Below are 25,041 nucleotides of genomic sequence, written 5' to 3'. Positions count from 1 at the left end.
GTAGGGCGGTTGGCGCTTTCCCGGCCGCCACAGGCACGCGGTAGCGCACGTTCACACCTGGAAGCGCCCCACCAGCCGCGCCAGCTGGCCGGACAGCTCCGACAGGCCGCGGCTGGCCTGGGTGCTTTGCTCCGACATCTGCGTCGCCTGGTTGGACAGGGTACGGATCTCGTCGATGTTGCGCGCGATCTCCTCGGTCACGCTGCTCTGCTCCTCGCAGGCGGTGGCGATCTGCGCGGCCATGTCGTTGATGCGCTGGATCGCGCCGCGCGTGCCGTCGAGCACCTGCTCCACATCCGCCACGCGCTGCACGCTGTCGGTGGCCTTGCCGCCGCCGCTTTCCATGGCGCGCACCGCTTGCTGCACGCCGCTCTGCAGACGCTCGATGCGCGCCTGGATGTCCACCGTGGATTCCTGAGTGCGCGCCGCCAGGGCGCGTACCTCGTCGGCCACCACCGCGAAACCGCGACCCTGGTCGCCGGCGCGGGCTGCCTCGATGGCGGCGTTGAGGGCCAGCAGGTTGGTCTGTTCGGCAATCGTGCGAATCACCTCCAGCACTGCGCCAATGCTGGCGGTTTCCTCCTCCAGGGCCCTGATGGTCTTCGCGGCGTTGCCCACGTCGCTGGCCAGGGCGCGGATCACCGTGATGCTCGCGCCGACCACCTGCGCGCCATGGCGCGACTGCTCATCGGCTTCGCGCGCCGTGTCGGCGGCCTGCTGCGCGCTGCGCGCCACCTCGTGCACGGCAGCGCTCATCTCCGTGGCGGCGGTGCTGACCTGGTCGACTGCGGCGAACTCGTTGCTGATCAGCTCGTCGTTGCGCGCCGCCAGGCCCGCCTGGTCGCGGGCCGAGGTGGACACCGATCCGGCCAGGGAGCCGATCTCGGCGATCATCGGCTGCAGCTTGTCGAGGAACCGGTTGAAGGCGCGTCCGAGCTGACCCAGCTCGTCCCGGGAGCTGGCTTCCACGCGCCCACGCAGGTCGCCGTCACCATCTGCGATCTGCTCGAGCCGCTCCAGCAGGCGCTGCAGCGGCCGGGTAACCAGCATCGGAAAGGCGAAGGCGAGCAGCGCGCAGATCAGCAGGCCGATCATCACCAGCGTGCCCTGTTGCACCCGGTTGGCGATGCCCTGGTCAATAGCCGACTGGCCCAGTGCCTCGGCGGTGGCGTCTTCCAGCTCGCCGAGCTTATCGATGGCGTCGCGGGCCGCCTCGAACAGCTTCTCGCTTTCGCCGAAGCTCAGCGCGGTCGCGCCGGCCGGGTATTCACGGGTCATCGCCAGCACCCGTTCCGAAGTGGCCTTCCAGCGTTCGAAGCCCCGATTGAACTCTTCCACCAAGCGGCGCGCCTCGGGGGAGGGCTGCAGCGTCGCGTAGCGATTGACCCGTTCGTGGGCCTGGCTCAGATTCTCGCGGTGACTGTCACGCAGCGCCTGGGCATGCTCTTCGGTGAAGTCGCCGAGCAGGCTGCGTTCGGCGATGAACGCCTGGTACAGGTCGCGGTCGGCATTGAGCAGCAGGCTCACCGCCGGCAGCGAACGGTTGGTCAGTTGTGTGGAGGCCTGCACCAGATGTTCGATGCTGCGCATCGCGAGCAGGCCCATGAGCATCAGCAGCACGGCCAGGACAAGGATGGGGAGGGCGATTTTCCAGCGGAACTTGAGATCGGCGAACAGGCGAAGCATGGGGCACCTTCCCTTGCATTTCGTTGTTGTTGTAGTGGGTCGGAGGATCCACCGCCCGCGCACCCGGCGGCCGGGTTTTCCTTGCTGACCATACGGGTTATCGGCCAGCCGGGTGGTCGGCTTTATAGCGGGTCGACTGCTTCAGGCTGTCGCAGGAGGTCTTTACTGGTGGGTGAAAATCGTTCGGGAGATTCGTCATGTCGCTGCTTTTCCAGCCGCTGAACCTGCGTCAGCTGACCTTGCCCAACCGCATCGCGGTGTCGCCCATGTGCCAGTACTCGGCGGGCGAGGACGGTCTGGCCACCGACTGGCACCTGGTGCACCTGGGCAGTCGCGCCGTCGGCGGTGCCGGCCTGGTGATCTTCGAAGCCACCGCCGTGCTGCCCGAGGGCCGGATCAGTGCCCATGACCTGGGCATCTGGAGCGAGGCGCACGTGGAGCCGTTGCGGCGCATCACCGCGTTCATCGAGTCCCAGGGCGCCGTGGCCGGCATCCAGCTGGCGCATGCCGGACGCAAGGCCGGCACCTGGCAGCCCTGGCGTGGCAAACGCGGCAGCGTGCCGTTGAACGAGGGCGGCTGGGTGCCGGTCGGCCCGTCGCCGCTGGCCTTCGATCCCGAGCACGCGGTGCCCGCCGAGCTGGACGCCGAGGGCATCGCCGGGATCGTGCGCGCCTTCGTCGAGGCCGCCGAGCGGGCGCGGATCGCCGGTTTCAAAGTCGCCGAAGTGCATGCTGCACACGGCTACCTGCTGCACCAGTTCCTCTCGCCGCTCTCCAACCGCCGTGGGGATGACTACGGCGGCTCCTTCGAGAATCGCATCCGCCTGCTGCTGCAGGTGACCGAGGCGGTGCGTCAGGTCTGGCCGGCTGACCTGCCGCTGCTGGTGCGCCTTTCCGCCACCGACTGGGTGGAAGACGGCTGGAATCCAGACGAGACGGTGGAGCTGGCCTGCCGGCTCAAGGCACTGGGCGTGGATCTGATCGATGTGTCCTCGGGCGGTACCTCGGCCAACGCGGAAATCCCCATCGGCCCTGGCTATCAGACCCAGTTCGCCGAACGCATCCGCCGCGAGGCGGGGATCGCCACCGGCGCGGTGGGGCTGATCACCGAAGCGGTGCAGGCCGAGCACGTGCTGCGTACCGGCCAGGCCGACCTGATCCTGCTGGCCCGCGAGCTGCTGCGCGATCCCTACTGGCCGCTGCACGCCGCCGGCTACCTGGGCGATACCTCGGTGCCGTGGCCGGCGCAGTACGTGCGGGCGGCGCAGCGGGATACGCCGATTCGCTAGTTCCCTTCAGTGCCTGATCATGACGTGGCGTACCGCCGTGTAGTCCTCCAGGCCATACATGGACAGATCCTTGCCATAGCCGGAGCGCTTCATGCCGCCGTGCGGCATCTCGCTGACCAGGGTGAAGTGGGTGTTCACCCAGGTGCAGCCGTACTGCAGGCGCGCCGCCAGGCGATGGGCGCGGCCGATGTCGCGGGTCCACACGGAGGAGGCCAGGCCGTAGCTGGAGTCGTTGGCAAAGGCCAGCGCCTGGGCCTCGTCTTCGAACGGCGTTACCGACACCACCGGGCCGAACACCTCGTGGCGGACGATTTCGTCCTCCTGGCGAGCGCCGGCCAGCACGGTTGGCAGGAAGAAGAAACCGGCATCCCCCGGGGCCTTCCCGCCGGTCACCACCTCAACGTGGGGCAGGGCGCTGGCGCGTTCGACGAAGCCGGCGACCCGCTGGCACTGGACCTCGCTGATCAGCGGCCCCAGTTCGGTGGCCGCATCGTCCTGCAGGCCGTGGCGCAGGCTGGCCACGGCCTCGCCCAGGCGCGCAACGAACCGTTCATAGATGCCTTTCTGCGCATAGATGCGGCAGGCGGCGGTGCAGTCCTGGCCGGCGTTGTAGAAACCGAAGGTGCGGATGCCCTCGACCACGGCCTCCAGGTCGGCGTCGTCGAAGACGATCACCGGCGCCTTGCCGCCCAGTTCCATGTGCAGGCGCTTGACGCTGGCGGCGCTGCCGGCGATGAGGTTCGCGCCGGTGGCGATGGAGCCGGTCAGCGACAGCATGCGCACCTGGTCGTGGCCGGCCAGGGCCGAGCCCACGCTGGCGCCGCGCCCGAACAGGATGTTGGCTACGCCGGCAGGAAAGATCTCGGCGATCAGCTCGCCCAGGCGCAGCGCGGTCAGCGGCGTCTGCTCGGAGGGCTTGAGTACCACGCAGTTGCCGGCGGCCAGCGCTGGCGCCAGCTTCCAGGCCGCCATCATCAGCGGGTAGTTCCAGGGCGCGATGGAGGCGACCACGCCGATGGGATCGCGGCGGATCAGCGAGGTGTGCCCGGGCAGGTATTCGCCGGCGGCCGAACCCTGCAGGCAGCGGCTGGCGCCGGCGAAGAAGCGGAACACGTCGGAGATCGCCGGCAGCTCGTCGTTCAGGGCGGCGGTATAGGGCTTGCCGCAGTTCTGCGACTCCAGCCGGGCCAGCTCCTCGGCGTGGCTGTCGATGGCGTCGGCCAGGGCCAGCAGGCAGGCGGCGCGGTCCTTGGGCGGGGTCTGTGACCAGCCGTCGAAGGCGGCATCGGCCGAACGCACCGCCGCATCGATCTGCTCCGGACCGGCTTCGGCAATCCGCAGCAGCTCGCTGCCCAGGGACGGATTGAGGACCGGCTGGGCCGGTCCCTGGCCAGCGACCAGCTCGCCGTTGATCAGCAGTTTGGTTTGCATCTTGGGCTCCCTAGATGAACGAGATGGAACGGTTGGGTGGCTCGGTGTCATTTGTCGCCGCCCGCCACCTCGTCACCGCCCCGGGTCAGGTAATAGGCGGCGAGGATCGGCAGCATGGTCACCAGCATCACCAGCAGGGCCACCACGTTGGTGATGGGCACATCGCGCGGGCGGGACAGCTGGTTGAGCAGCCACAGCGGCAGGGTGCGTTCGTGGCCGGCGGTGAATGTGGTGACGATGATCTCGTCGAAGGACAGGGCGAAGGCCAGCATGCCGCCGGCCAGCAGCGCCGAACCCAGGTTGGGCAGGACGATGTAGCGGAACGTCTGCCAGCCATCGGCGCCCAGGTCCATGCTGGCCTCGATCAGGCTGTACTGGGTGCGGCGGAAGCGGGCGATGACGTTGTTGTAGACGATCACCACGCAGAAGGTGGCGTGGCCGATGACGATGGTCAGGATGCCCGGCTCGATGCCGAACCGCTTGAAGGCGGACAGCAGCGCCAGGCCGGTGACGATGCCGGGCAGCGCGATGGGCAGGATCAACAGCAGCGACACGCTTTCCTTGCCGAAGAAGTCGCGCCGCCACAGCGCCGCGGCCGCCAGGGTGCCGAGCAGCAGGGCGATCAGCGTGGCCAGGGCCGCCACCTGCAGCGAGAGGCTGATGGCCTGGAGCACATCGTGACGGGCGAAGGCCACGCCGAACCAGTGCAGGGTCAAGCCCTTGGGCGGAAAGCTGAAGCCAGCGGTCTCGGTGTTGAAGGCATACAGGCCGATGATCAGGATCGGAAAATGCAGGAACAGCAGGCCGCCCCAGGCGGCCAGCCGGAGCCCCAGGGACGGCCGGTCAGAGCGCATCGAACGCCCCCAGTCGCTTGACGACGGACAGGTAGAGCGCCACCAGCACGATGGGCACCAGGGTGAAGGCGGCGGCCATGGGCAGGTTGCCGATCGAGCCCTGCTGGGCATACACCATGTTGCCAATGAAGAAGCCCGGCGGGCCGACCAGCAGCGGCACGATGAAATCCCCCAGGGTCAGGCAGAAGGTGAAGATCGATCCGGCGGCGATGCCGGGAATGGCCAGCGGCAGGATGACCAGGCGCAAGGTCTGCGCCGGGCGTGCGCCCAGGTCCGCCGAGGCCTGCAGCAGGGAGCGCGGCAGGCGTTCCAGCGCGGCCTGGATGGGCAGGATCATGAAGGGCAGCCAGATGTAGACGAACACCAGAAAGCGGCCCAGGTGCGAGGTCGACAGGGTGCTGCCGCCCACCCCGGGAATGGCCAGCAGCGACTCCAGCAAGAAGCGCAGGCCGAGCTGGTCGATAAACCACTGGGCCACGCCGCCCTGGGCCAGCAGCAGCGTCCAGGCGTAAGCCTTGACGATGTAGCTGGCCCACATCGGCAGCATCACCGCGATGTAGAAGAACGCCTTGGTGCGCCCCGAGGTGTGCAATGCCATGTAGAAGGCGATCGGAAAGGCCAGCAGGGCGCTGGCCACGGAAACCGCCACGGCCATGCTCAGGGTGCGCAGGATGATGTCGAAGTTGGCCGGCTGGAACAGCGCGCGCAGATTGTCCAGGGTCAGCGTGGGCGTGACCGTCATGCTGAAATCGTCGAAGGTGTAGAAGCTCTGCCAGAGCAGGCCCAGCAGCGAGCCCAGGTAGATGACGCCGAACCACAGCAGCGGCGGGATCAGCAGCAGTGACAGATACAGGGTCGGCTTGCGGTACAGCAGGTCGGCGAACCGGCGCACCGGGCCCGCCTGCTCCCGCGGTTGTGCAGTGACCGGGGTGGCCATCAGGGCGCCTCGCGCAGCGGCACCATGGCCGCTCGCGGCCAGCGGGCGCTGACCCGCTGGCCGGGCAGCACCGGCGGGGCGTCGAGGCTCCAGTGCGTGTTCGGCTGGCTGACGGTGAAGTTCTGGCCGTTGTCCAGGCGCAGCTCGAAACGGGTGGCGGCGCCCAGATACTGAATGTCCTGCAACTGGCCACTGATCTGCAGCTCCTCGGCGGACGCCGGCTCGCTGCCGGCCAGGCGGGCGTGCTCGGGTCGGATGGAAAAGGGCTGCGTCGAGCCGCATAGTTGCCGCGCCAGCTCGCCGCGTATCACGTTGCTGGTGCCGACGAACTCGGCGACGAAGGGCGTGGCCGGTTGCAGGTACAGATTGCGCGGCGTGTCCAGCTGCTCGAGGCGCCCCTGGTTGAACACCGCCACCCGGTCGGACATGGACAGGGCTTCGCCCTGATCATGGGTGACGAACACGAAGGTGATGCCGAGCTGGCGCTGCAGCTTCTTCAGTTCGCCCTGCATCTGCTCGCGCAGCTTGAGGTCCAGGGCGCCGAGGGGCTCGTCGAGCAGCAGCACGCGCGGACGGTTGACCAGCGCCCGGGCCAGCGCCACGCGCTGGCGCTGGCCGCCGGACAGCTGGGACGGCCTGCGTTCCGCGAAACCGTCGAGCGCCACCAGACTCAGCGCCTCCCGGGCCCGCGCCAGGCGCTCGGCCTTGGCCACGCCCTTCACCTTCAGGCCATAGGCCACGTTGTCCAGCACCTTCATGTGCGGGAACAACGCGTAGTCCTGAAACACCGTGTTGACGTCGCGGCGGTAGGGCGGCAGGCCGGCAGCCTCGACGCCCTGGATGCGGATCGAGCCCGAGCTGGGCTGCTCGAAGCCGGCGATCAGGCGCAGGCAGGTGGTCTTGCCCGAGCCCGAGGGGCCCAGCAGGGAAAAGAACTCGCCGTCGCGGATATCCAGGGTCAGCTGGTCGACGGCGCGAACCTGCCCATACAGGCGGGACACCTCGGTGAATTGCACGGCAACGCTCATGGTGTGCTCCCCAATGTGGCGGGCCTGCGCCGTCACCTGCCGCCCATGATCGAGATGTAGTCCTGGGTCCAGCGGCTGTAGGGCACGTATTTCCCGCCCTCCGCCTGTGGCGTCTTCCAGAAGGCGATCTTCTCGAAGTTGTCGAAGCCGTTGGTCTTGCAGCCCTCGGCGCCCAGCAGTGCGTTGCCCGTGCAGGCCGCCGGCACCGCCGGCACCGAGCCGAACCAGGCGGCCAGGTCGCCCTGGACCTTGGGTTGCAGCGACCAGTCCATCCACTTGTAGGCGCACACCGGGTGCCGGGCGTTGGCATGCAGCATGGTGGTGTCGGCCCAGCCGGTGGCGCCTTCCTTCGGCACCACCGAGGCGATCGGCTGGCCCTCGGCCTTGAGGGCGTTGACCTGGTACGGCCAGGCGCTGGACGCCACCACGCCCTCGTTCTTGAAGTCGTTCATCTGCACCGTCACGTCGTGCCAGTAGCGATGGATCAGGCTGTGCTGCTGGCGCAGCAGGGCCAGCGCGGCGGCGTACTGCTTCTGGTCAAGCAGGTAGGGATCGGCGATACCCAGCTCCGGCTTGGCCGACTTCAGGTACAGCGCGGCATCGGCAATGTAGATGGGGCCGTCGTAGGCCTGGACGCGGCCCTTGTTGGGTTTGCCATCGGGCAGGTTCTGCGCTTCGAACACCGTGGCCCAACTGGTCGGGGCAATCGGGAAGATCTTGGTGTTGTACATCAGCACGTTGGGTCCCCACTGGTAGGGGGTGCCGTAGTGCACGCCGTCGACGGTGTGCCAGGGCGCATTCTTCAGGCGGTCATCGACGCTGTTCCAGCTCGGGATCAGGTCGATATTGACCGGCTGCACGTGCTTGCCGGCCACCAGGCGCAGCGAGGCGTCACCCGAGGCGGTGACCAGGTCGTAACCGCCCTTGGACATCAGGCTGACCATCTCGTCGGAGGTCCCGGCGGTCTTCACGTTGACCTGGCAACCGGTGCTCTTTTCGAACGCGGTCACCCAGTCGTATTGCGGGTCGGTATCGCCGCGCTCGATGTAGCCGGGCCAGGCGATGATATCCAGCCGCCCCTCGGGCTGGCCCAGGGTCTTGAGGGGTTCGGCCGCCTGCGCGGCGGTTGCCGCCAGGGCGGCGCCGAGCAGGCTGATCACTGCGGTGTGCGACGCGGACATGGTGTTCCCTCTTGTGGGCTCGGTTGGCGGGGTCGTCGAAATGTCGGGCGAGTCGCGTCAGTCTAGTAGCTGGCGACCCGCTTGATCCGGCGCCGGTGGCCACCGTGGTGCGGACGAATCCCGTCGCCCGGCGTGCTGTCAGCCGCAGTTCGCTGGGGTATACTCGCCGGCTTTTCCGAAGCTTCATCTGCGAGTGCCGCCTGCCATGGAAATCAATCCGATCCTGAACAGCATCAAGGACCTGTCCGAACGGACCCAGACCATTCGGGGGTATCTTTGACTACGATCAGAAAGCTGATCGCCTGGTCGAAGTAAACCGCGAACTCGAAGACCCGAACGTCTGGAACAATCCTGAATATGCCCAGAATCTGGGCCGCGAGCGCTCCACGCTGGCGCAGATCGTCGAGACCCTGGACGAACTGAGTAGTGGCCTGGCCGACTCCCGCGAGCTGCTGGACATGGCCGTCGAGGAAAACGACGAAGGCGCGGTGAACGATGTGGTCTCCGAGCTGGCGCGCCTGCGCGAATCCCTGGAAAAGCTGGAATTCCGCCGCATGTTCAGCGGCGAGATGGACGCCAGCAACGCCTTCCTCGATATCGTGGCAGGCTCCGGCGGCACCGAGGCCCAGGACTGGGCCAACATGCTGCTGCGCATGTACCTGCGCTGGGCTGCCAAGCATGGCTTCGATGCGGAAATCGTCGAACTCACCGAGGGCGAAGTCGCCGGCATCAAGAGTGCCACCGTGCACATCCGTGGCGAGTACGCCTTCGGCTGGTTGCGCACCGAGATCGGCGTGCACCGCCTGGTGCGCAAGAGCCCGTTCGACTCCGGCAACCGCCGCCACACCTCGTTCACGGCGGTGTTCGCCTCGCCGGAAATCGACGACAACATCGAGATCGAGATCAACCCGGCGGACCTGCGCATCGACACCTACCGCTCCTCGGGCGCCGGTGGCCAGCACGTGAACACCACCGACTCTGCGGTGCGTATCACCCACCTGCCGACCAACACCGTGGTGAGCTGCCAGAACGAACGCTCACAGCACGCCAACAAGGACCGCGCCTTCAAGATGTTGCGTGCCAAGTTGTACGAGCTGGAAATGCAGAAGCGTCGCGAGGCCTCCCAGGCCCTGGAAGACACCAAGTCGGACATCGGCTGGGGTCACCAGATCCGCTCCTACGTGCTTGACCAGTCGCGCATCAAGGACCTGCGCACCGGCATCGAGGAGAGCAACTGCGACGCGGTGCTCGACGGCGATCTGGACGAGTTCATCGAGGCCAGCCTGAAACAGGGCCTGTAAGCACATCCCGGGGCATGCGCGTGGCATGCCCCGATTCGAATGCCTGCCTTCGTGCAGACGAAACAACCCGGTGCGCCCCGCGCACCCAGCGATGACGCGGCACCGGCCGCGCCCTGACGGGAAACACAGACACCATGAGCGAACAACCGCTGAACCCGCACGCCCTGCATGAGGAAGAAAACCGCCTGATCGCCCAGCGCAAGGAAAAACTTGCCGCCGAGCGCGCCAAGGGCAATGTCTTCCCCAACGACTTCCGCCGCGACTGCCTGGCTGGCGACATCCTGCAGAACTACGCGGACAAGACCCGGGAAGAGTTGGAAGCGGAACGCATCCCGGTCAAGGTGGCGGGGCGCATCATGCTCAACCGTGGCGCCTTCATGGTCATCCAGGACACCAGCGCGCGCATCCAGGTGTATGTGGATCGCAAGACCCTGCCGGAAGAGACCCTGGCCGAGATCAAGACCTGGGACCTGGGCGACATCATCGGCGCCGAGGGCACCGTGCAGCGCTCCAACAAGGGCGACCTGTTCGTGCACATGGAGAAGGTACGCCTGCTGACCAAGTCGTTGCGCCCGCTGCCGGACAAGCACCACGGCCTGACCGACACCGAGCAGCGCTATCGTCAGCGCTACGTCGACCTGATCGTCAACGAGGAAACCCGCCAGACCTTCCGCGTGCGTTCCCAGGTCATCGCCCACATCCGCAAGTTCCTCGCTGAGCGCGGCTTCCTCGAAGTGGAAACCCCGATGCTGCAGGTGATCCCGGGCGGCGCGGCGGCCAAGCCGTTCGAGACCCACCACAACGCGCTGGACCTGCCGATGTACCTGCGCATCGCGCCGGAGCTGTACCTCAAGCGCCTGGTGGTCGGGGGCTTCGAAAAGGTCTTCGAAATCAACCGCAACTTCCGCAACGAGGGCGTGTCCACGCGGCACAACCCCGAGTTCACCATGCTCGAGTTCTACCACGCGTACGCGGACTACGAGGACAACATGGACCTCACCGAGGAGCTGTTCCGCGAGCTGGCCCTCGCTGTGCTCGGCAGCACCGACGTGCCCTACGGCGACAAGGTGTTCCATTTCGGCGAGCCGTTCGCACGCCTGTCGGTGTTCGACTCGATCCTCAAGTTCAACCCGGAAATCTCTGCGGACGACCTGCAGGACGTCGAGAAGTGCCGCGCCATCGCCAAGAAGGCGGGCGCCGACGTGAAGGGCTTCGAGGGCCTGGGCAAGCTGCAGACGATGATTTTCGAGGAGCTGGTGGAGCACAAGTTGGAGCAGCCCACCTTCATCACCCGCTACCCGTTCGAAGTCTCGCCGCTGGCGCGTCGCTCCGACGACGATCCCAGCGTCACCGACCGCTTCGAGCTGTTCATCGGCGGCCGCGAGATCGCCAACGCCTACTCGGAGCTCAACGACGCCGAAGACCAGGCCGACCGCTTCATGCAGCAGGTCAAGGACAAGGACGCCGGCGACGACGAGGCCATGCACTTCGATGCCGACTTCGTGCGCGCCCTGGAATACGGCATGCCTCCGACCGCCGGTGAGGGCATCGGCATCGACCGCCTGGTGATGCTGCTGACCAACTCGCCGTCGATCCGCGATGTGATCCTGTTCCCGCACATGCGCCCGCAGAACTGATCGCTCCTACGAGAAACCGCCTTCGGGCGGTTTTTTGTGGGCGTTTGACGGCTGCGCCCGGTGGGCGGAAGATCGCTGCCGCAAGACCACCGACTACGCTTGGTTCACGTCGTTTCGACAAGGAGAGAAGAGCATGCGCATCTCGCGCGCGCTGGTGATGGCGTCGCTGCTGCTGTTGGGCGGCTGCCTGGTGACCTTCCGTGAACCGCTGCCGGCCAGCGAGGCGGCGCCCATTCCGCTGCTTGGCGTCTGGCAGGGCGAGGATGAATGGGGTGATGAGCTGTTCCTGCGCATCAGCCGGGTGGGTAACCACCAGTACCGGGCGGTGCGCACCGAGGGTGATCCGGACAACCTCGACAGCGCCGAAGAATATGGCTTCACCGTTGCCCGCCACGGTCGGCGCTGGTACCTGTCGGCCGGCCTGCCGCGCAAACTGGGCGGAAATTTCGCCATCCTCGGCTTCGAACTGGCCCGCGGCGGTGAGCTGGTGCTGTTCAACCTGGACGTGGCGCGCCTGTTGCGGGAAGTCGAGGCCGGGCGGCTGGCCGGCGAAGCGGTGGAAACTGCCGAGGGCGAGGGCGTGCTGATCCGCTCGGCGCTAGCCGAGGTCTTCGGTTACCTGGACGATCCGGCCAACGCCGACGTTTTCGTTGAAGTGGCGCGCCTGCAACGCGTCGAGCAGTGAGGAAGTATGCCGCTGGACCCTTATCAGCAGACGGTGCGTGACCTCTCCGATCGCCTGGTCGAGGCGCAGGCGCCGATCCGTATCCTGGATGCGGTGAAGTGGGACGATTCGGTCCGCCGGGCGTTCCTCGCCTCGGGAGGCCAGCGGCTACCCGAGGTGGACCGCAGCTACTACCACACCCGGCCGCTGGCCTTCGATGCCGAGGCCAAGAAGCGCGAGTTCCAGGAAATCGAGCGGGACATCACCCGTCAGCTCGGCCAGTTCAGCCCGGTCGGGCAGATCATGCGGCGCATGTGCCGCGAGTACCGCATGGTCATTCGCATGTTGGAGGCGCGCGGCACCAGCGATTTCGGGCTGATCTCCCAGGAGCTGTACGGCGCGGCCTCGGACGCCTTCCACGCCGGTGATCCGACGCTGGCCGACCTGGGGCTGATGCTCTCCGACTACCTGAACAACATCGCCAGCCGGGGCGACCTGGCCGATGAGCCCAAGACCCTCAACGCCGCCCAGGCAGTGGAAATCCTCCAGTGGCGCCTGGACCGGGTGTTCGGCGAAGGCGAGGGGGAGGGCGTGGTGCGGGTCTTCGAGTCCGACGGCATCGTCGCTGACGCGGCGGCCGGCGCCGACTACATCAAGATCCGCAGCGACGCGATGTTCAACGAGCGCGACCTGCAGGCTCTGGAAGTGCATGAGGGCCTGGTGCACGTGGGCACCACGCTGAACGGTCTCAATCAGCCGATCTGCACCTTCCTGGCCAAGGGCCCGCCAACCTCCACAGTGACCCAGGAGGGCCTGGCGATTCTTATGGAAGTGATCGCCTTCGCCTCGTACCCGTCGCGCCTGCGCAAGCTGACCAACCGCACCCGGGCCATTCACATGGCCGAGGAGGGCGCCGATTTCATCGACGTCTACCGCTTCTTCCTGGCCCAGGGTTACGGCGAGGACGACAGCTACGGCAACGCCAGCCGCGTGTTCCGCGGCTCGGCGCCGGACGGCCTGCCGTTCACCAAGGACCTGTCCTACCTGAAGGGTTTCATCCTCATCTACAACTACATCCAGCTGGCGGTGCGCCAGGGCAAGCTGGAGCAGATCCCGCTGCTGTTCTGCGGCAAGGCCACTCTGGAAGACATGCGCACCCTGCGCCAGCTGGTGGAGGAGGGGTTGGTGGCGCCGCCCAAGTACCTGCCGGCGCAGTTCCGGGATCTGAACGCGTTGTCGGCCTGGATGTGCTTCTCCAACTTCCTCAACCACCTGAGCCTGGACCGGGTCGAGGCGGATTACGCGAATATCCTCTAGGGTGGGCGCGCCCGAAAAGCTCGCGGACAAGTCCGCTCCCACAGAAACACTGCGGAGCTGTGGGCGGATGTGTCCGCGGGCTTCCAGGTGTGGCCTCCACGCGAGCCGCGCCATCAGGCTTCCCGCTCCGCCCCCGGGCCTATAAGCTTGCCTCCCTTTTCGCTGAATCCGGATACGAGCATGGCCGAGCGCAATCTCATCCCCTACATCCTCACCGCCGTGGGTTCCGTGGTGGGTACCGTCGCGGTACTCAGCTACTACGGCTACGTGCATTTCGCCAAGCCGCAGGACGCGCTGCTGCTGGCGGAGTTCACCATGCTCAAGACCGTGCCCGGGGAGGATTACCGGCTGTCCCTGAAGCCGGCGGACCAGGTTGCCCAGTGCATTGATGGCGTGCTGGTGCTGTTCGACACCAAGCAGAAAGGCCTCACTGGCGTGCTGGTCGATGACCGCAAGCAGGCGGTGCGCTGCATGGGTCAGGAAACCCCGCAGGTCATCACCGAGTAAGCGGGATCAGTGGGGCTTCTGCCCCTCGCTGAGGCGCTGCAGGTACTGCCGGGACAGCGCCAGGAAGCGTGGGGTGGGACCGATGTCCTCGTAGAGCGGATCGCCCTGTTCGTCCACCGCCACCACCTTGCTGCCCTTGACGTAGGGCAGACTGGCTTCCAGTTCCTCCAGGGCGGCTGACACCAGCTCGCCCAGCAGCACCTCCACGTTGCGCTTGGGGTACATCTCGGCCAGCGCGTTGAGGCGCGCGGCCGACTCCAGGTCCAGGTGCAGGCAATAGGTTTCCTGGGTCAACTGGCCCCTGGCGTTCTGTTCCCAGTGCCCGATCAGTTCGCGAATCTTCATGGCGTGTCCCCCACGCATCCGTTGTCTATTGCAAGGCTAGTTCAGCCCGTGGTCGGCGCGGCGGCTTGTAATTGTCTGTCGCACTGTTCAGGCTGGATGCATCGCGCCTGGAGGAGCAGCCATGACGGAGATCGACGCACGCCTGCGAGAAGAGGTTCACCTGCTGGGTGAACTGCTTGGCGAGACCATTCGTGCCCAGCTGGGCGACGCCTTCCTGGACAAGATCGAACGCATTCGCACCGGTGCCAAGGGCGGGCGGCGCGGTTCCCAGGCCGCCGCCGATCAGTTGGGCGAGACCCTGGACGGCCTGCGCGAGGATGAGTTGCTGCCGGTGGCGCGGGCCTTCAACCAGTTCCTCAACCTGGCCAATATGGCCGAACAGCACCACCAGGTGCGCCGCCAGGCACCGGGCGAGCCGGAGCCGTTCGAAAACCGTGTGCTGGACGAGCTGCTGCCGCGCCTGCTGGCCGGCGGCGCCGATCCCGCGGAGCTGGCGAGCCGGCTGGCAGGTCTGGATATCGAGCTGGTGCTCACCGCGCATCCCACCGAAGTGGCGCGCCGCAGCCTGATTCAGAAATACGATGCCATCGCCGCCGAGCTGGCTGCGAGCGATCACGACGACCTCACCGAGCGCGAGCGGGCCGCCAGCCGGCTGCGCCTGCGCCGCCTGATCGCCGAGGCCTGGCACACCGAGGAAATCCGCCGCCAGCGGCCCACGCCGCTGGACGAGGCCAAGTGGGGCTTCGCGGTCATCGAGCATTCCCTGTGGCGCGCGGTGCCGGACATGCTGCGCGATCTCGACGACGCGCTCCTGACCCACTGCGGCCAGCGCCTGCCGTTGGAGGCGGTGCCGGTGCGCTTCGCTTCCTGGATGGGTGGCGACCGCGACGGCAATCCGAACGTCACCGCCGAGGTCAGCCGCCAGGTGCTGCTGCTGGCGCGCTGGATGGCGGCCGACCTGCACCTGCGCGACATCGACCGGCTGCAGGTCGAATTGTCCATGCAGGATGCCAGCGCCGAGTTGCGAGACGCCGTAGGTGACCACGCAGAGCCCTACCGGGTACTGCTCAAGCCGTTGCGCGAGCGCCTGCGTATTACCCGTGACTGGGCCGAGGCCTGCCTGCGCCGACCGGTGCCGGAGCCCGAGGGCGTTTTGCGCGACCAGCACGAGCTGTATGCGCCGCTGGCGCTCTGTTACCGCTCGCTGTGCGCGTGCGGCATGGCGGTGATCGCCGATGGCCGCCTGCTCGACTGCCTGCGCCGGGCGGCGGTGTTCGGTCTGCACCTGGTGCGCCTGGACATCCGCCAGGAAGCCGGCCGTCACGCGGCCGCGCTGGACGAGATCACCCGCTTCCTCGGCCTGGGCCATTACTCGGAGTGGGACGAGGCGCAGCGTCTCGACTTCCTGGTGCGCGAGCTGGACAACCCGCGTCCGCTGCTGCCGGTCGACCAGCCGCTGGCACCGGAGAACGCCGAGGTGCTCGCTACCTGCCGGCTGATCGCCGCGACGCCGGCAGCGGCCCTCGGCTCCTACGTCATCTCCATGGCCGGCGCCGCCTCGGATGTGCTGGCGGTGCAGCTGCTGCTCAAGGAGGCCGGCCTGCGTCGGCCGATGCGCGTGGTGCCGCTGTTCGAAACCCTTGCCGACCTGCGCGGCGCGCGGGAGGTCATGGCGCGCCTGCTGGCCCTGCCGAGCTATCGCGCCCGGCTGGCCGGCCCGCAGGAGGTGATGATCGGCTACTCGGATTCGGCCAAGGACGCCGGCACCCTGGCCGCCGCCTGGGCGCAGTACCGGGCCCAGGAAGAACTGGTGACGCTGTGCGGGGAGCAGGGCGTCGAGCTGCTGCTGTTCCACGGGCGCGGCGGCACGGTGGGGCGCGGCGGCGGACCGGCCCACGCCGCCATTCTGTCCCAGCCCCCGGGCTCAGTGGCCGGGCGGTTCCGCACCACCGAACAGGGCGAGATGATCCGGTTCAAGTTCGGGTTGCCGCAGATCGCCGTGCAGAACCTCAAGCTGTACCTGGCCGCCGTGCTGGAAGCGACCGTGGCGCCGCCGCCCGAGCCGGAGCCGGAATGGCGCGAGGAGATGGAGCGCCTGTCCGCCGATGCGCTGGCCGCTTACCGGGGCGTGGTGCGCGAACATCCCGGCTTCCTGGAGTATTTTCGCCAGGCCACGCCCGAACAGGAGCTGGCGCGCCTGCCGCTGGGCAGCCGGCCCGCACGGCGGCGCGAGGGCGGCATCGAGAGTCTGCGGGCCATTCCCTGGATCTTCGCCTGGACCCAGACCCGGCTGATGCTGCCGGCCTGGCTGGGTTGGGAGACGGCGCTGCGCAACGCGTTGCAGCGCGGGGAAGGTGCCCTGTTGCAGGACATGCGCGCGCACTGGCCGTTCTTCCGTGCCCGGCTGGACATGCTGGAGATGGTGCTGGCCAAGGCCGATGACGAGATCGCGCGCCTTTACGACGAGCGTCTGGTGTGCGATGAGCTGCGACCCCTGGGCCAGGAATTGCGCGACCTATTGTCGCAGGCTGAGCAGGTAGTACTCGATCTGACTGGTCAGTCACGGGTGTTCGAGCACAACCCGCAGACCCTCGAGTTCATCAGTGTGCGCAACACCTATCTGGATCCGCTGCATCTGCTGCAGGCCGAGCTTCTGGCCCGTTCCCGCCAGTCCGGCACGGAGGTTCACCCGCCGGTCGAGCAGGCGCTGCTGGTCAGTGTGGCGGGTATCGCCGCCGGACTGCGCAACACGGGATAGGGAAGAGGCCACGCCGGGTAGGCGCTTGTACGCGAGATAGGCGCTGTGTATCTTGAACGGCCTTTTTCGGTCGCGCCACTGCCCAGCCCCCTTATAACGGGTTGGCCCTCTGACGGGCTATTAGACTTCCTGATTACCTAAAGGAGCATAACAACGATGCGTGTGATTCTGCTGGGTGCGCCCGGTGCTGGCAAAGGCACCCAGGCCCGCTTCATCACCGAAAAGTTCGGTATCCCGCAAATCTCCACCGGCGACATGCTGCGTGCCGCCGTCAAGGCCGGTACCCCGCTGGGCCTGAAGGTCAAGGACGTGATGGCCAGCGGCGGCCTGGTTTCCGATGACATCATCATCGACCTGATCAAGGAGCGCATCACCCAGCCGGATTGTGCCAATGGCTTCCTGTTCGACGGTTTCCCGCGCACCATTCCGCAGGCCGAGGCCCTCAAGGCTGCCGGCGTAACCATCGACCACGTGCTGGAAATCGCCGTGGAAGACGAGGAAATCGTCAAGCGCATGGCGGGCCGCCGTTTCCACCAGGCCTCCGGCCGCACCTATCACGTCGAGTACAACCCGCCGAAGGTGGCTGGCAAGGACGACGTGACTGGTGAAGAACTGATCCAGCGAGAAGACGACAAGGAAGAGACCGTGCGTCATCGCCTGTCTGTCTACCATTCGCAGACCAAGCCGCTGGTGGACTTCTACCAGAAGCTGTCCGCTGCCGAAGGCACGCCCAAGTACAGCCTGGTTCCCGGTGTCGGCTCGGTGGATGAGATCACCGCCAAGGTGTTCGCCGCCCTGAGCTGATCGGCTCTCCGGCATTTCGACAACGGCCCGCTTGCGGGCCGTTGTCGTTTCCGGCGTTCGGCGATTCCGGCACACGATCGCCAGCGGACGGGCTTATAATGCCGCCCCTTTATTTCCCACCGGACGATGTGATGACCACCCTGCTGGCCCTGGATACCGCCACCGAAGCCTGCTCCGTTGCCCTGCTGCACGAGGGCCGCCTGCTCAGTCGCTACGACGTGATCCCGCGCCTGCATGCCCAGCGTCTGCTGCCGATGGTGCAGGAGCTGCTCGGCGAGGCTGGCATCGCGCTGTCCGCGGTGGACGCCATCGCTTTCGGGCGCGGCCCGGGCGCGTTCACTGGGGTGCGCATCGCCATCGGCGTGGTGCAGGGCCTGGCCTTCGCGCTGCAGCGTCCGGTGCTGCCGGTCTCCAACCTGGCGGTGCTGGCCCAGCGCGCCCATCGCGAACGTGGCGTCGAACAGGTGGCAGCGGCCATCGACGCGCGCATGGACGAGGTGTACTGGGGTTGCTACTGCCTGGAGGCGGGCGAGATGCGCCTGGCCGGTGTCGAGGCCGTGCTACCGCCCGAACAGGTGGCCCTGCCGCGTGGCGCCGCCGGCGAGTGGTTCGGCGCCGGCACCGGCTGGGCCTTTGCCGATCGCCTGGCCGTGCGGCCGTCGTTGGGTATGGATGCCAGCCTGCTGCCGCATGCCGAGGATCTACTACGCCTGGCCGAGTTCGCCTGGGCGCGCGGCGAGGCCGTGGCGGCCGACGCGGCGCAGCCCGTCTACCTGCGTGACCAGGTCGCCACGCCAAAAGCCTAGGAATGCACGAATCGGTGAACCTGCGCCGGCGACGCCGGTCTCAGCCGTCAGGATGCGCGGCAGGTCACGGGCTGCGCGTTGCATCGAGGTGGGGCGCTGCATAGAGTGGCGACACCTGTGAGGTTCAGCCATGCGCATCGACGGATTTCGACCCCTCTCCCAACACTCGCGTGCTCGGCGCCCCGGCCGTACGCATGCGGCCGACGCAGACGACATGGATCGCCTGCCCGCGCTGATCGAGGCGACGGCGCTGGTGCCCAGCGAAGCCGAGTTCGAGCGCATGGCCCGCACGCCGAACGCCCTGCGTACCCTGTCGCCGCTCGCTGCGCCCGGCGCCCAGGTGCTGGAGGCGCTGTCCAGCTACAGCCGCATTGCCGCTCTGCTCGACGAGCCGCCCGCACGGCACTACATCGATCTTTACGCCTGACCCGCCGCGTCGCCTACAATCGGCCCCGAATCCGTCCGGGGACTCCCCATGCTGCCCTACTACCTAGGCTGCCCGTCGTGGAACGAGGCGGGCTGGCGCGGCTCGCTGTATGCGCCGTCGACGCGGCCGGCCGAGTTTCTTGGCGACTACTGCCGTGTGTTCAACGCCGTCGAAGGCAACACCACCTTCTATGCCTGGCCATCCGCCGACACCGTACGCCGCTGGAGCGAGCGCATGCCGGCGGGCTTCCGCTTCTGTGCCAAGCTGCCGCGCGACATCAGCCACGAGGGCGACCTGCGGGAGCGCCTGGGCGCCACCCGCGAGTTCCTGAACCTGTTGGAGCCGCTCGGCGAGCGGCTCAGTCCGTTATGGCTGCAACTGTCCGCCGCCTTCGGCCCGCAGCGTTTGCCGGAGCTGGGCGACTGGCTGGACGCCCTGCAGGGGCGTCCGCTGGCGGTGGAGGTGCGGCATCGCGCCTTCTTTGCCAAGGGGGAGGAGGAGCGCCAGCTCAATAGGCTGCTGCACGAACGCGGCGTGGAGCGCATCTGCCTTGATTCCCGGGCACTGTTCGCCTGCGCCTCGTCCGATCCCGCCGTACTGCATGCCCAGGCCAAGAAACCGCGCGTGCCGGTACGTCCGGCGGCGTTCACCACCCATCCGCAGGTCCGCTTCATTGGCGGTCCGGACCTGGATGCCAACCAGCCCTATCTGGAGCCCTGGCTCGACAAGGTAGCGGGCTGGATCGAGGAGGGCCGCCAGCCCTATGTCTTCCTGCATACCCCGGACAACCTGCTGGCCCCGCAGCAGGCGCGGCGTTTCCATGCCGGGTTGTGCCAGCGGCTGCCCGGCCTGCCGGAATTGCCGACGATTGCCGACGAACCGGCGGAGGAGCAGCTGGGTCTGTTCTAGTGCTCACTAGACCGGGGGAAAGCCATGGCGATGACGCAAGCGCAACGGGCAGAGCTGTTTCGCGACCTGCACTTCGGCACGCACCTGCTGGTGCTACCCAATCCCTGGGATGCCGGTTCGGCGCGCCTGCTGGCGGGTCTGGGCTTCGAGGCGCTGGCTACCACCAGTGCCGGGTTGGCGTTTTCCCTGGGGCATCGGGACGGTGTGGGCGAGGTCAGCCGCGAGCAGGCCCTGGCGAATGCCGCTGCCATCGTCCAGGCCAGCGGCCTGCCGGTAACCGCCGACCTGGAAAGCGGCTACGGCCCGACCCCCGAGGATTGCCGGCGCTCCATCGAGGAGGCCGCGCGGGTCGGGTTGGTGGGCGCGTCCATCGAGGATGCCAGCGGTGATCCGCTGACACCGATCCTGCCGCTGGAACAGTCGGTCGAGCGCGTGCGCGCCGCCGCCGAGGCGGCCCGCGGCCTGGGCTTTCCCTTCATGCTCTGCGCCCGTACGGAAAACTTCATGCATGGTCGCGCCGACCTGGACGACACCCTGCGGCGCCTGAAAGCCTACGCCGAGGCCGGCGCTGACGTGCTGTACGCACCGGGCGTGACCCAGCGCGACCAGATCCTGGCTCTGGTGCGTGCCGTGGCGCCCAAGCCGGTCAACGTGCTGGTGGGTATTCCCGGCATCCAGATGTCGCTGGAAGGCCTGTTCGAGCTGGGCGTGCGGCGGGTCAGCCTCGGTTCCAGCCTGGCGCGGGTAGCCTATGGCGCCTTCTACCAGGCGGCCAGTGAACTGGCCCGCCGTGGCAGTGTGCAGGCGGTGCGCCAGGCCATGTCCTTCGAGCGTCTGAACGACCTGTTCCGGAGCTGAGGGTGCGCTGGCTGCTGCTGGCGGTGTTGGTAGCGGTGCTGGGGCTGGCGCTGGGCGTGCAGCGAGGCTGGCTGGAGCTGCCGCCGCGCTGGGATCCCCGCACCCCGCTGGAGGTGCGCGCGCCGCCCGACTGGCTGAGCGGCTGGCGGCTCTGGCGGTTGCGCCGTGATCCGGCGCTGTGCGCGCAGGTGCTGGCCAGCTCGCAGCTGGACTACGTCAGTCAGCCGGACAGCCGGCTGGACAGCGACTGCCCGCTGCGCAACGTCGTGCGGGTGCGCGCCGGCCATGCCGCTTTCAGCGCCAGCTTCCTGGCCACCTGTCCGTTGGCGGTGTCCTATGCGCTGTTCGAACACCACGACCTGCAGCCGCTGGCCTGGGAGATCCTTGGCCAGTCGGTGGTGCGCGTCGAGCACTTTGGCAGCTTCGCCTGCCGCAGGATCGGCGGGAGCCAGCGGTGGAGCCGGCACGCCAGCGCCAATGCGCTTGACGTCGGGGCCTTCCGCCTGGCGGATGGCCGCAGCGTCAGTGTGGCGGGGCACTGGCGGAGCGAGGGGGCCGAGGCGCGCTTCCTGCGCGCGGTGCGGGATGCGGCCTGCCAGCATTTCCAGGCGGTGCTGGGACCGGAGTACGACACCGCGCACCAAGATCATTTCCATCTGGAGGTTGGCGGGTTCGGCGTGTGCCGCTGAGCCCCCGAGCTCTGGCACAATGCCCGGCCTTTTTCCTGCTTCGCCAATGCCATGTCCGAATCCCTGTTGTGTGTCCAGGCTCTTGAACCCCGCTTCGACGAGGCGGCCCGCCAGTGGGCGGCGCGGCTGAACCTGCCGATGAACCAGGAGGCCTTGTTCGCCCTGCAGTTGGGCGAGGCGGGACTGCAGCTGGCCGAACTCGGCCCCGGCGCGCCGGGGCCGGTGCGCGTGGATTTCGTCGAAGGCGCGGCGGCGCACCGGCGGCTGTACGGCGGCGGTAGCGGGCAGATGATCGCCAAGGCGGTCGGCGTGCAGGCCGGCATCCGCCCGCGCATCCTGGACGCCACCGCCGGACTGGGGCGCGACGCCTTCGTGCTGGCCACGCTGGGCTGCGAGGTGCAACTGATCGAGCGTCAGCCGGTGATCGCCGCGCTGCTGGAGGACGGCCTGGCGCGCGCCGCGCGGGCGCCGGATGTTGCCGGCATCACCGCGCGCATGCGCCTGCTGACCGGCAACGCCATCGAGGTGATGCGCCAGTGGGCGGGCGAGCGGCCCCAGGTCATCTACCTGGATCCGATGTTTCCCCACCGCGACAAGAGCGCGCTGGTGAAGAAGGAGATGCGCCTGTTCCGCCCGCTGGTCGGCGACGATCTGGACGCGCCGGCGCTGCTGGAAGCCGCACTGGCGCTGGCCAGCCATCGCGTGGTGGTCAAGCGCCCGCGCAAGGCACCGATCATCGACGGGCCGAAGCCGGGCTACAGCCTGGAAGGCAAGTCCAGCCGCTACGACATCTATGCGCTGAAGAAGCTGGGGTAGGGGGCGGCGGACCTTGGGTAGTGCGGTCTACGTTGTATTTGGCCGCCGGGCGCGCGCAGGGTGGACAAGGAAAAACGTTGTCCACCCTACGATTCTGGCCACCGAGGTGGGGAGCCAGCCGCCCAACAGAATGGTCGGGGCTTAGCGTGCCGTGTACCCGCCGTCCACCACGAACTCGGCCCCGGTGATGAAAGAGGCTTCGTCCGAGGCCAGGAACACCATCACCCCGGTCAGTTCCTCCGGCGCGGCGATGCGGCCCATGGGCGTGGCCTCGGCGAGCATCTGCCGGTCGGTCTCGCCGAGGATCGGGGTGTCGACGAAGCCCGGATGCACCGAATTGACCCGCACGCCTTCCTTGGCCCAGGCCAGCGCGGTGCTCTTGGTGAGCAGACGCACCGCACCCTTGGCGGCGTGGTAGGCCGGCGAGGAGCCGAAGCCGCCGACAATGCCGAACATGGAGCTGACGTTGATCACGGCGCCGTTGCCGCTGGTCTTGAGCGCCGCGGAGGCGGCCTTGTGGCCAAGGAACACCGAGGTCTGGGTAATGGCGATGACGCGTTCGTAGGTGGCCAAGTCGGTGTCCTCGATCAGCCCTGAATCGCCGATGCCGGCGTTGTTGACCAGCACATCCAGCCGGCCGAATTCGGCCACCGTTTCGGCCACCACCCGTTGCCAGTCGTCTTCGCTGGAGACGTCCAGGTGCTTGTAGACCGCCACGCCACCCTTGGCGGTGATCGCATCGGCGGCCTGCCGGCCCAGCTCTTCCTGTACATCGGCAATCACCACCCGCGCGCCCTCGACGGCGAAACGCTCAGCCGTGGCGCGGCCGATGCCGCTCGCTGCGCCGGTGATCAGGGCGACCTTGTTGTCCAGACGTGCCATGGGAAGACTCCAGTGCTGATAGTTGGAGCAGGCTAGCCGCTCCCCGGTGACGCGACATCGATCCAGCTCAATGGAACGCGTGATAAAACCGCCTGCCGGCTAGAGCCGATGGGCACGCACGAACAGTCCGACCACTTCCTGCACATGCCGCTCGGCCTCCTCGGCAGACTGCGCCTGGGCCAGGCCGATCAGCAAGCGGAAGTTGTGCCCGCCCTTGAGCAGGGCGCAGAAGTGCTCGGCGGCGGCGCGCGGCTGGGCAATGCGCAGTTGGCCGCGATGGTCGGCTTGGCGCAGGAACCGCTCCAGCTCGCCTAGGATGCGTCCAGGCCCGGCGTCATAGAACAGCTGCACCAGGGGCGGATTGGCATGTGCCAGGCCGAACATCAGGCGGTGCATGGCCAGGGATTCCGGGCTGTTGATCAGCGCCAGGAACGCACGTGCGATGTTCAGCAGCTGATCGTCGATGGGGCCTTGTGCGTCCCGGTGGTTGAACAGCTGCGGCAGCTGCTCTTCGCACTTGGCCTTCACCGCTTCGAGGAACAGGGTGTCCTTGTCGCTGAAGTGGCTGTACACGGTGAGCTTGGAGACTCCGGCTTCGCGGGCGATGGCCTCCATGCTGCTGCCTTCGTAACCGTGACTGAGGAACTGCGCCTTGGCGGCCTCGAGAATAGCCTGGCGCTTGGCGGGGTCTTTGGGGCGCCCTGGCCCGGGGGTCGTTGAGGTCATGCGGAAGTTACTGGACTGGGAAGTTCAGTATTTCTACTATGCGCGGCACAACAAATCCAACGCCATGCGTGAAAGGATCCACCATGCTCCGTCATGTCCTGTCCCTCGCCCTGCCTTTTTCCCTGATAGCGCTGCTCGGTGCCTGCGGCAACGGCCAGGAGGTCGAAACACCGCCGCGTCCGGCCATGGTGGTACAGCCGCAGCCGGCCGCCGCGCTGCTGGAAACCTTTCCCGGCGAGGTGCGCGCGCGCTTCGAGCCCGAGCTGGCCTTCCGCATCGGCGGCAAGGTGGCCAAGCGTCTGGTGGAAGTCGGCGAGCGCGTGAAGAAGGACCAGCCGTTGGCCGAGCTCGATCCCCAGGACGTGCGCCTGCAACTGGAAGCGGTGCGCGCGCAGATGGCCGCCGCCGAGGCCAACCTGAACCTGGCGCGCGCCGAGCGCGACCGCTACCAGACCCTGCTGGAGCGCCAGCTGGTCAGCCGTTCGCACTTCGACAGCGCGGACAACACCTATCGTTCCGCCGAAGCCCAGTTCCAGCAGGTCCGCGCTCAGTACGACGTGGCGCGCAACCAGGCCACCTACGCCGTGCTGCGTGCCCCGCAGGATGGCGTGATCGCCAGCCGCCGCATCGAAGTGGGACAGGTGGTGGCCGCCGGGCAGACGGTGTTCACCCTGGCCGCCGATGGCGAACGCGAGGTGGCCATCAGCTTGCCGGAACAGGCGCTGGAGCGTTTCCGCATCGGCCAGGAGGTCGCGGTGGAGCTCTGGTCGCAACCGGGTCGCCGATTCACCGGCCAGATTCGCGAACTGGCCCCGGCCGCCGATCCCCAGTCGCGCACCTTCGCCGCGCGGGTGGCTTTCCAGGAGAACGGCGTGCCGGCCGAGCTCGGGCAGAGCGCCCGCGTGCTGATCAGCCATGCCGATAGCGTGCCCCTGGCGGTGCCGCTCTCGGCGCTGTCCGCCGAAGGTGGCGAGCCCTTCGTGTGGGTGGTCGACCCGGCCACACAGACCTTGCAGCGCCGACTGGTCCGCGTCGGGCCCTACGGCGAATCCCAGGTGCCGGTGCTCGAAGGGCTCAGTGCCGACGAATGGGTGGTGGCTGCCGGCGTGCAGGTGCTGCGTGAAGGCCAGAAGGTGCGCCCGGTCAATCGCGACAACCGACCGGTCCAGCTGACGCGCGCGGAGTAGGT

The 25,041-nt window shown here is 67.6% G+C and carries 24 protein-coding genes and 1 pseudogene; 15 read left to right on the top strand and 10 right to left on the bottom strand.

Annotated features, from left to right (window positions below; genetic code table 11):
* Positions 1 to 51: 51 nt before the first annotated feature.
* The gene (locus SF06_RS19005) at positions 52 to 894 is read right to left on the bottom strand and encodes a methyl-accepting chemotaxis protein (RefSeq protein WP_407681080.1); all 843 of its coding nucleotides are present in this window, start codon (positions 892 to 894) and stop codon (positions 52 to 54) included.
* 15 nt (positions 895 to 909) lie between these two features.
* Positions 910 to 1,686: pseudogene (locus tag SF06_RS19000) on the bottom strand (MCP four helix bundle domain-containing protein); the annotation flags it as partial.
* A gap of 197 nt (positions 1,687 to 1,883) precedes the next feature.
* On the opposite strand from SF06_RS19000, the gene SF06_RS07655 reads away from it, so the two are divergent.
* Positions 1,884 to 2,975, top strand: a complete 1,092-nt coding sequence (locus SF06_RS07655; RefSeq protein WP_039560611.1) for an NADH:flavin oxidoreductase/NADH oxidase — start codon at positions 1,884 to 1,886, stop codon at positions 2,973 to 2,975.
* Between the two features lie 6 nt (positions 2,976 to 2,981).
* On the opposite strand, the gene SF06_RS07650 is transcribed toward SF06_RS07655, so the two are convergent.
* The 5 genes from SF06_RS07650 to ydcS are packed head-to-tail and all read right to left on the bottom strand — an operon-like array spanning position 2,982 to position 8,406.
* Positions 2,982 to 4,406, bottom strand: coding sequence for a gamma-aminobutyraldehyde dehydrogenase (locus SF06_RS07650; protein WP_039560609.1), 1,425 nt, complete (start codon positions 4,404 to 4,406; stop codon positions 2,982 to 2,984).
* 47 nt (positions 4,407 to 4,453) lie between these two features.
* Entirely contained in the window at positions 4,454 to 5,260 is an 807-nt protein-coding gene (locus SF06_RS07645; protein WP_039560607.1) for an ABC transporter permease, read from the bottom strand.
* On the bottom strand, positions 5,250 to 6,197 hold the full coding sequence (locus tag SF06_RS07640) for an ABC transporter permease (protein ID WP_039560605.1): 948 nt from the start codon (positions 6,195 to 6,197) through the stop codon (positions 5,250 to 5,252). Before SF06_RS07640 ends, SF06_RS07645 begins: the two co-directional genes overlap by 11 nt.
* The gene (locus SF06_RS07635) at positions 6,197 to 7,225 is read right to left on the bottom strand and encodes an ABC transporter ATP-binding protein (RefSeq protein ID WP_039560602.1); all 1,029 of its coding nucleotides are present in this window, start codon (positions 7,223 to 7,225) and stop codon (positions 6,197 to 6,199) included. Before SF06_RS07635 ends, SF06_RS07640 begins: the two co-directional genes overlap by 1 nt.
* 32 nt (positions 7,226 to 7,257) lie before the next feature.
* The gene (ydcS, locus tag SF06_RS07630) at positions 7,258 to 8,406 is read right to left on the bottom strand and encodes a putative ABC transporter substrate-binding protein YdcS (protein ID WP_039560600.1); all 1,149 of its coding nucleotides are present in this window, start codon (positions 8,404 to 8,406) and stop codon (positions 7,258 to 7,260) included.
* 205 nt (positions 8,407 to 8,611) lie between these two features.
* Between ydcS and prfB the strand changes: the two genes are divergently transcribed.
* The 5 genes from prfB to SF06_RS07605 all read left to right on the top strand — a co-directional run bounded on the left by prfB (position 8,612) and on the right by SF06_RS07605 (position 13,832).
* Positions 8,612 to 9,707 (top strand): peptide chain release factor 2 gene (prfB, locus tag SF06_RS18280; RefSeq protein WP_139326717.1). Its coding sequence is split into 2 segments (ribosomal slippage): positions 8,612 to 8,683 and positions 8,685 to 9,707, totalling 1,095 coding nucleotides; the frame shifts between segments, so codons are not numbered across the junction.
* Between the two features lie 134 nt (positions 9,708 to 9,841).
* A complete protein-coding gene (gene lysS, locus SF06_RS07620) occupies positions 9,842 to 11,344 on the top strand; it encodes a lysine--tRNA ligase (RefSeq protein ID WP_027591365.1) in 1,503 nt (500 codons plus the stop codon).
* A 133-nt stretch (positions 11,345 to 11,477) separates the two neighbouring features.
* A complete protein-coding gene (locus tag SF06_RS07615; protein ID WP_039560599.1) occupies positions 11,478 to 12,029 on the top strand; it encodes a hypothetical protein in 552 nt (183 codons plus the stop codon).
* 6 nt (positions 12,030 to 12,035) lie between these two features.
* Positions 12,036 to 13,325: a flavohemoglobin expression-modulating QEGLA motif protein gene (locus SF06_RS07610; RefSeq protein ID WP_027591367.1), complete on the top strand. Its 1,290-nt coding sequence runs from the start codon at positions 12,036 to 12,038 to the stop codon at positions 13,323 to 13,325.
* A gap of 180 nt (positions 13,326 to 13,505) precedes the next feature.
* Positions 13,506 to 13,832 carry a PA3694 family proteiin gene (locus SF06_RS07605; RefSeq protein WP_039560598.1) on the top strand — a complete coding sequence of 109 codons (327 nt, stop codon included), beginning with the start codon at positions 13,506 to 13,508 and terminating at the stop codon, positions 13,830 to 13,832.
* Between the two features lie 6 nt (positions 13,833 to 13,838).
* Here SF06_RS07605 and SF06_RS07600 read toward each other — a convergent pair whose 3' ends face one another.
* Positions 13,839 to 14,177, bottom strand: coding sequence for a hypothetical protein (locus SF06_RS07600; RefSeq protein ID WP_027591369.1), 339 nt, complete (start codon positions 14,175 to 14,177; stop codon positions 13,839 to 13,841).
* Between the two features lie 121 nt (positions 14,178 to 14,298).
* Here SF06_RS07600 and ppc point away from each other — a divergent pair, with 121 nt between their 5' ends.
* The 8 genes from ppc (at position 14,299) to SF06_RS07560 (ending at position 22,244) form a co-directional block, all read left to right on the top strand.
* A complete protein-coding gene (ppc, locus tag SF06_RS07595; protein WP_039560596.1) occupies positions 14,299 to 16,935 on the top strand; it encodes a phosphoenolpyruvate carboxylase in 2,637 nt (878 codons plus the stop codon).
* Positions 16,936 to 17,091: 156 nt separating this feature from the next.
* Positions 17,092 to 17,739: an adenylate kinase gene (gene adk / locus SF06_RS07590; RefSeq protein ID WP_027589805.1), complete on the top strand. Its 648-nt coding sequence runs from the start codon at positions 17,092 to 17,094 to the stop codon at positions 17,737 to 17,739.
* A 131-nt stretch (positions 17,740 to 17,870) separates the two neighbouring features.
* Positions 17,871 to 18,545 carry a tRNA (adenosine(37)-N6)-threonylcarbamoyltransferase complex dimerization subunit type 1 TsaB gene (gene tsaB, locus SF06_RS07585; RefSeq protein WP_027589806.1) on the top strand — a complete coding sequence of 225 codons (675 nt, stop codon included), beginning with the start codon at positions 17,871 to 17,873 and terminating at the stop codon, positions 18,543 to 18,545.
* A gap of 214 nt (positions 18,546 to 18,759) precedes the next feature.
* The gene (locus SF06_RS07580) at positions 18,760 to 18,972 is read left to right on the top strand and encodes a hypothetical protein (RefSeq protein ID WP_027589807.1); all 213 of its coding nucleotides are present in this window, start codon (positions 18,760 to 18,762) and stop codon (positions 18,970 to 18,972) included.
* A gap of 48 nt (positions 18,973 to 19,020) precedes the next feature.
* Positions 19,021 to 19,881 carry a DUF72 domain-containing protein gene (locus SF06_RS07575; protein WP_039560594.1) on the top strand — a complete coding sequence of 287 codons (861 nt, stop codon included), beginning with the start codon at positions 19,021 to 19,023 and terminating at the stop codon, positions 19,879 to 19,881.
* A gap of 24 nt (positions 19,882 to 19,905) precedes the next feature.
* Positions 19,906 to 20,739 (top strand): isocitrate lyase/PEP mutase family protein, encoded by an 834-nt coding sequence (locus SF06_RS07570; RefSeq protein WP_039560592.1) that lies wholly within the window; start codon positions 19,906 to 19,908, stop codon positions 20,737 to 20,739.
* Positions 20,740 to 20,741: 2 nt separating this feature from the next.
* The gene (locus SF06_RS07565) at positions 20,742 to 21,428 is read left to right on the top strand and encodes an extensin-like domain-containing protein (RefSeq protein WP_039560590.1); all 687 of its coding nucleotides are present in this window, start codon (positions 20,742 to 20,744) and stop codon (positions 21,426 to 21,428) included.
* Positions 21,429 to 21,479: 51 nt separating this feature from the next.
* Positions 21,480 to 22,244: a class I SAM-dependent methyltransferase gene (locus SF06_RS07560; RefSeq protein WP_027589811.1), complete on the top strand. Its 765-nt coding sequence runs from the start codon at positions 21,480 to 21,482 to the stop codon at positions 22,242 to 22,244.
* 141 nt (positions 22,245 to 22,385) lie between these two features.
* On the opposite strand, the gene SF06_RS07555 is transcribed toward SF06_RS07560, so the two are convergent.
* Together SF06_RS07555 and SF06_RS07550 are read right to left on the bottom strand one after the other, a co-directional pair.
* A complete protein-coding gene (locus SF06_RS07555; protein ID WP_039560588.1) occupies positions 22,386 to 23,126 on the bottom strand; it encodes an SDR family NAD(P)-dependent oxidoreductase in 741 nt (246 codons plus the stop codon).
* Between the two features lie 99 nt (positions 23,127 to 23,225).
* Entirely contained in the window at positions 23,226 to 23,852 is a 627-nt protein-coding gene (locus SF06_RS07550; RefSeq protein WP_039560587.1) for a TetR/AcrR family transcriptional regulator, read from the bottom strand.
* A gap of 83 nt (positions 23,853 to 23,935) precedes the next feature.
* Between SF06_RS07550 and SF06_RS07545 the strand changes: the two genes are divergently transcribed.
* Positions 23,936 to 25,039 (top strand): efflux RND transporter periplasmic adaptor subunit, encoded by a 1,104-nt coding sequence (locus SF06_RS07545; RefSeq protein WP_027589814.1) that lies wholly within the window; start codon positions 23,936 to 23,938, stop codon positions 25,037 to 25,039.
* The last annotated feature ends 2 nt before the right edge of the window (positions 25,040 to 25,041 follow it).

The organism is Pseudomonas flexibilis (genome assembly GCF_000802425.1).
GTDB lineage: Bacteria > Pseudomonadota > Gammaproteobacteria > Pseudomonadales > Pseudomonadaceae > Serpens > Serpens flexibilis.
This window is presented reverse-complemented; position numbering and strand designations above follow the sequence as displayed.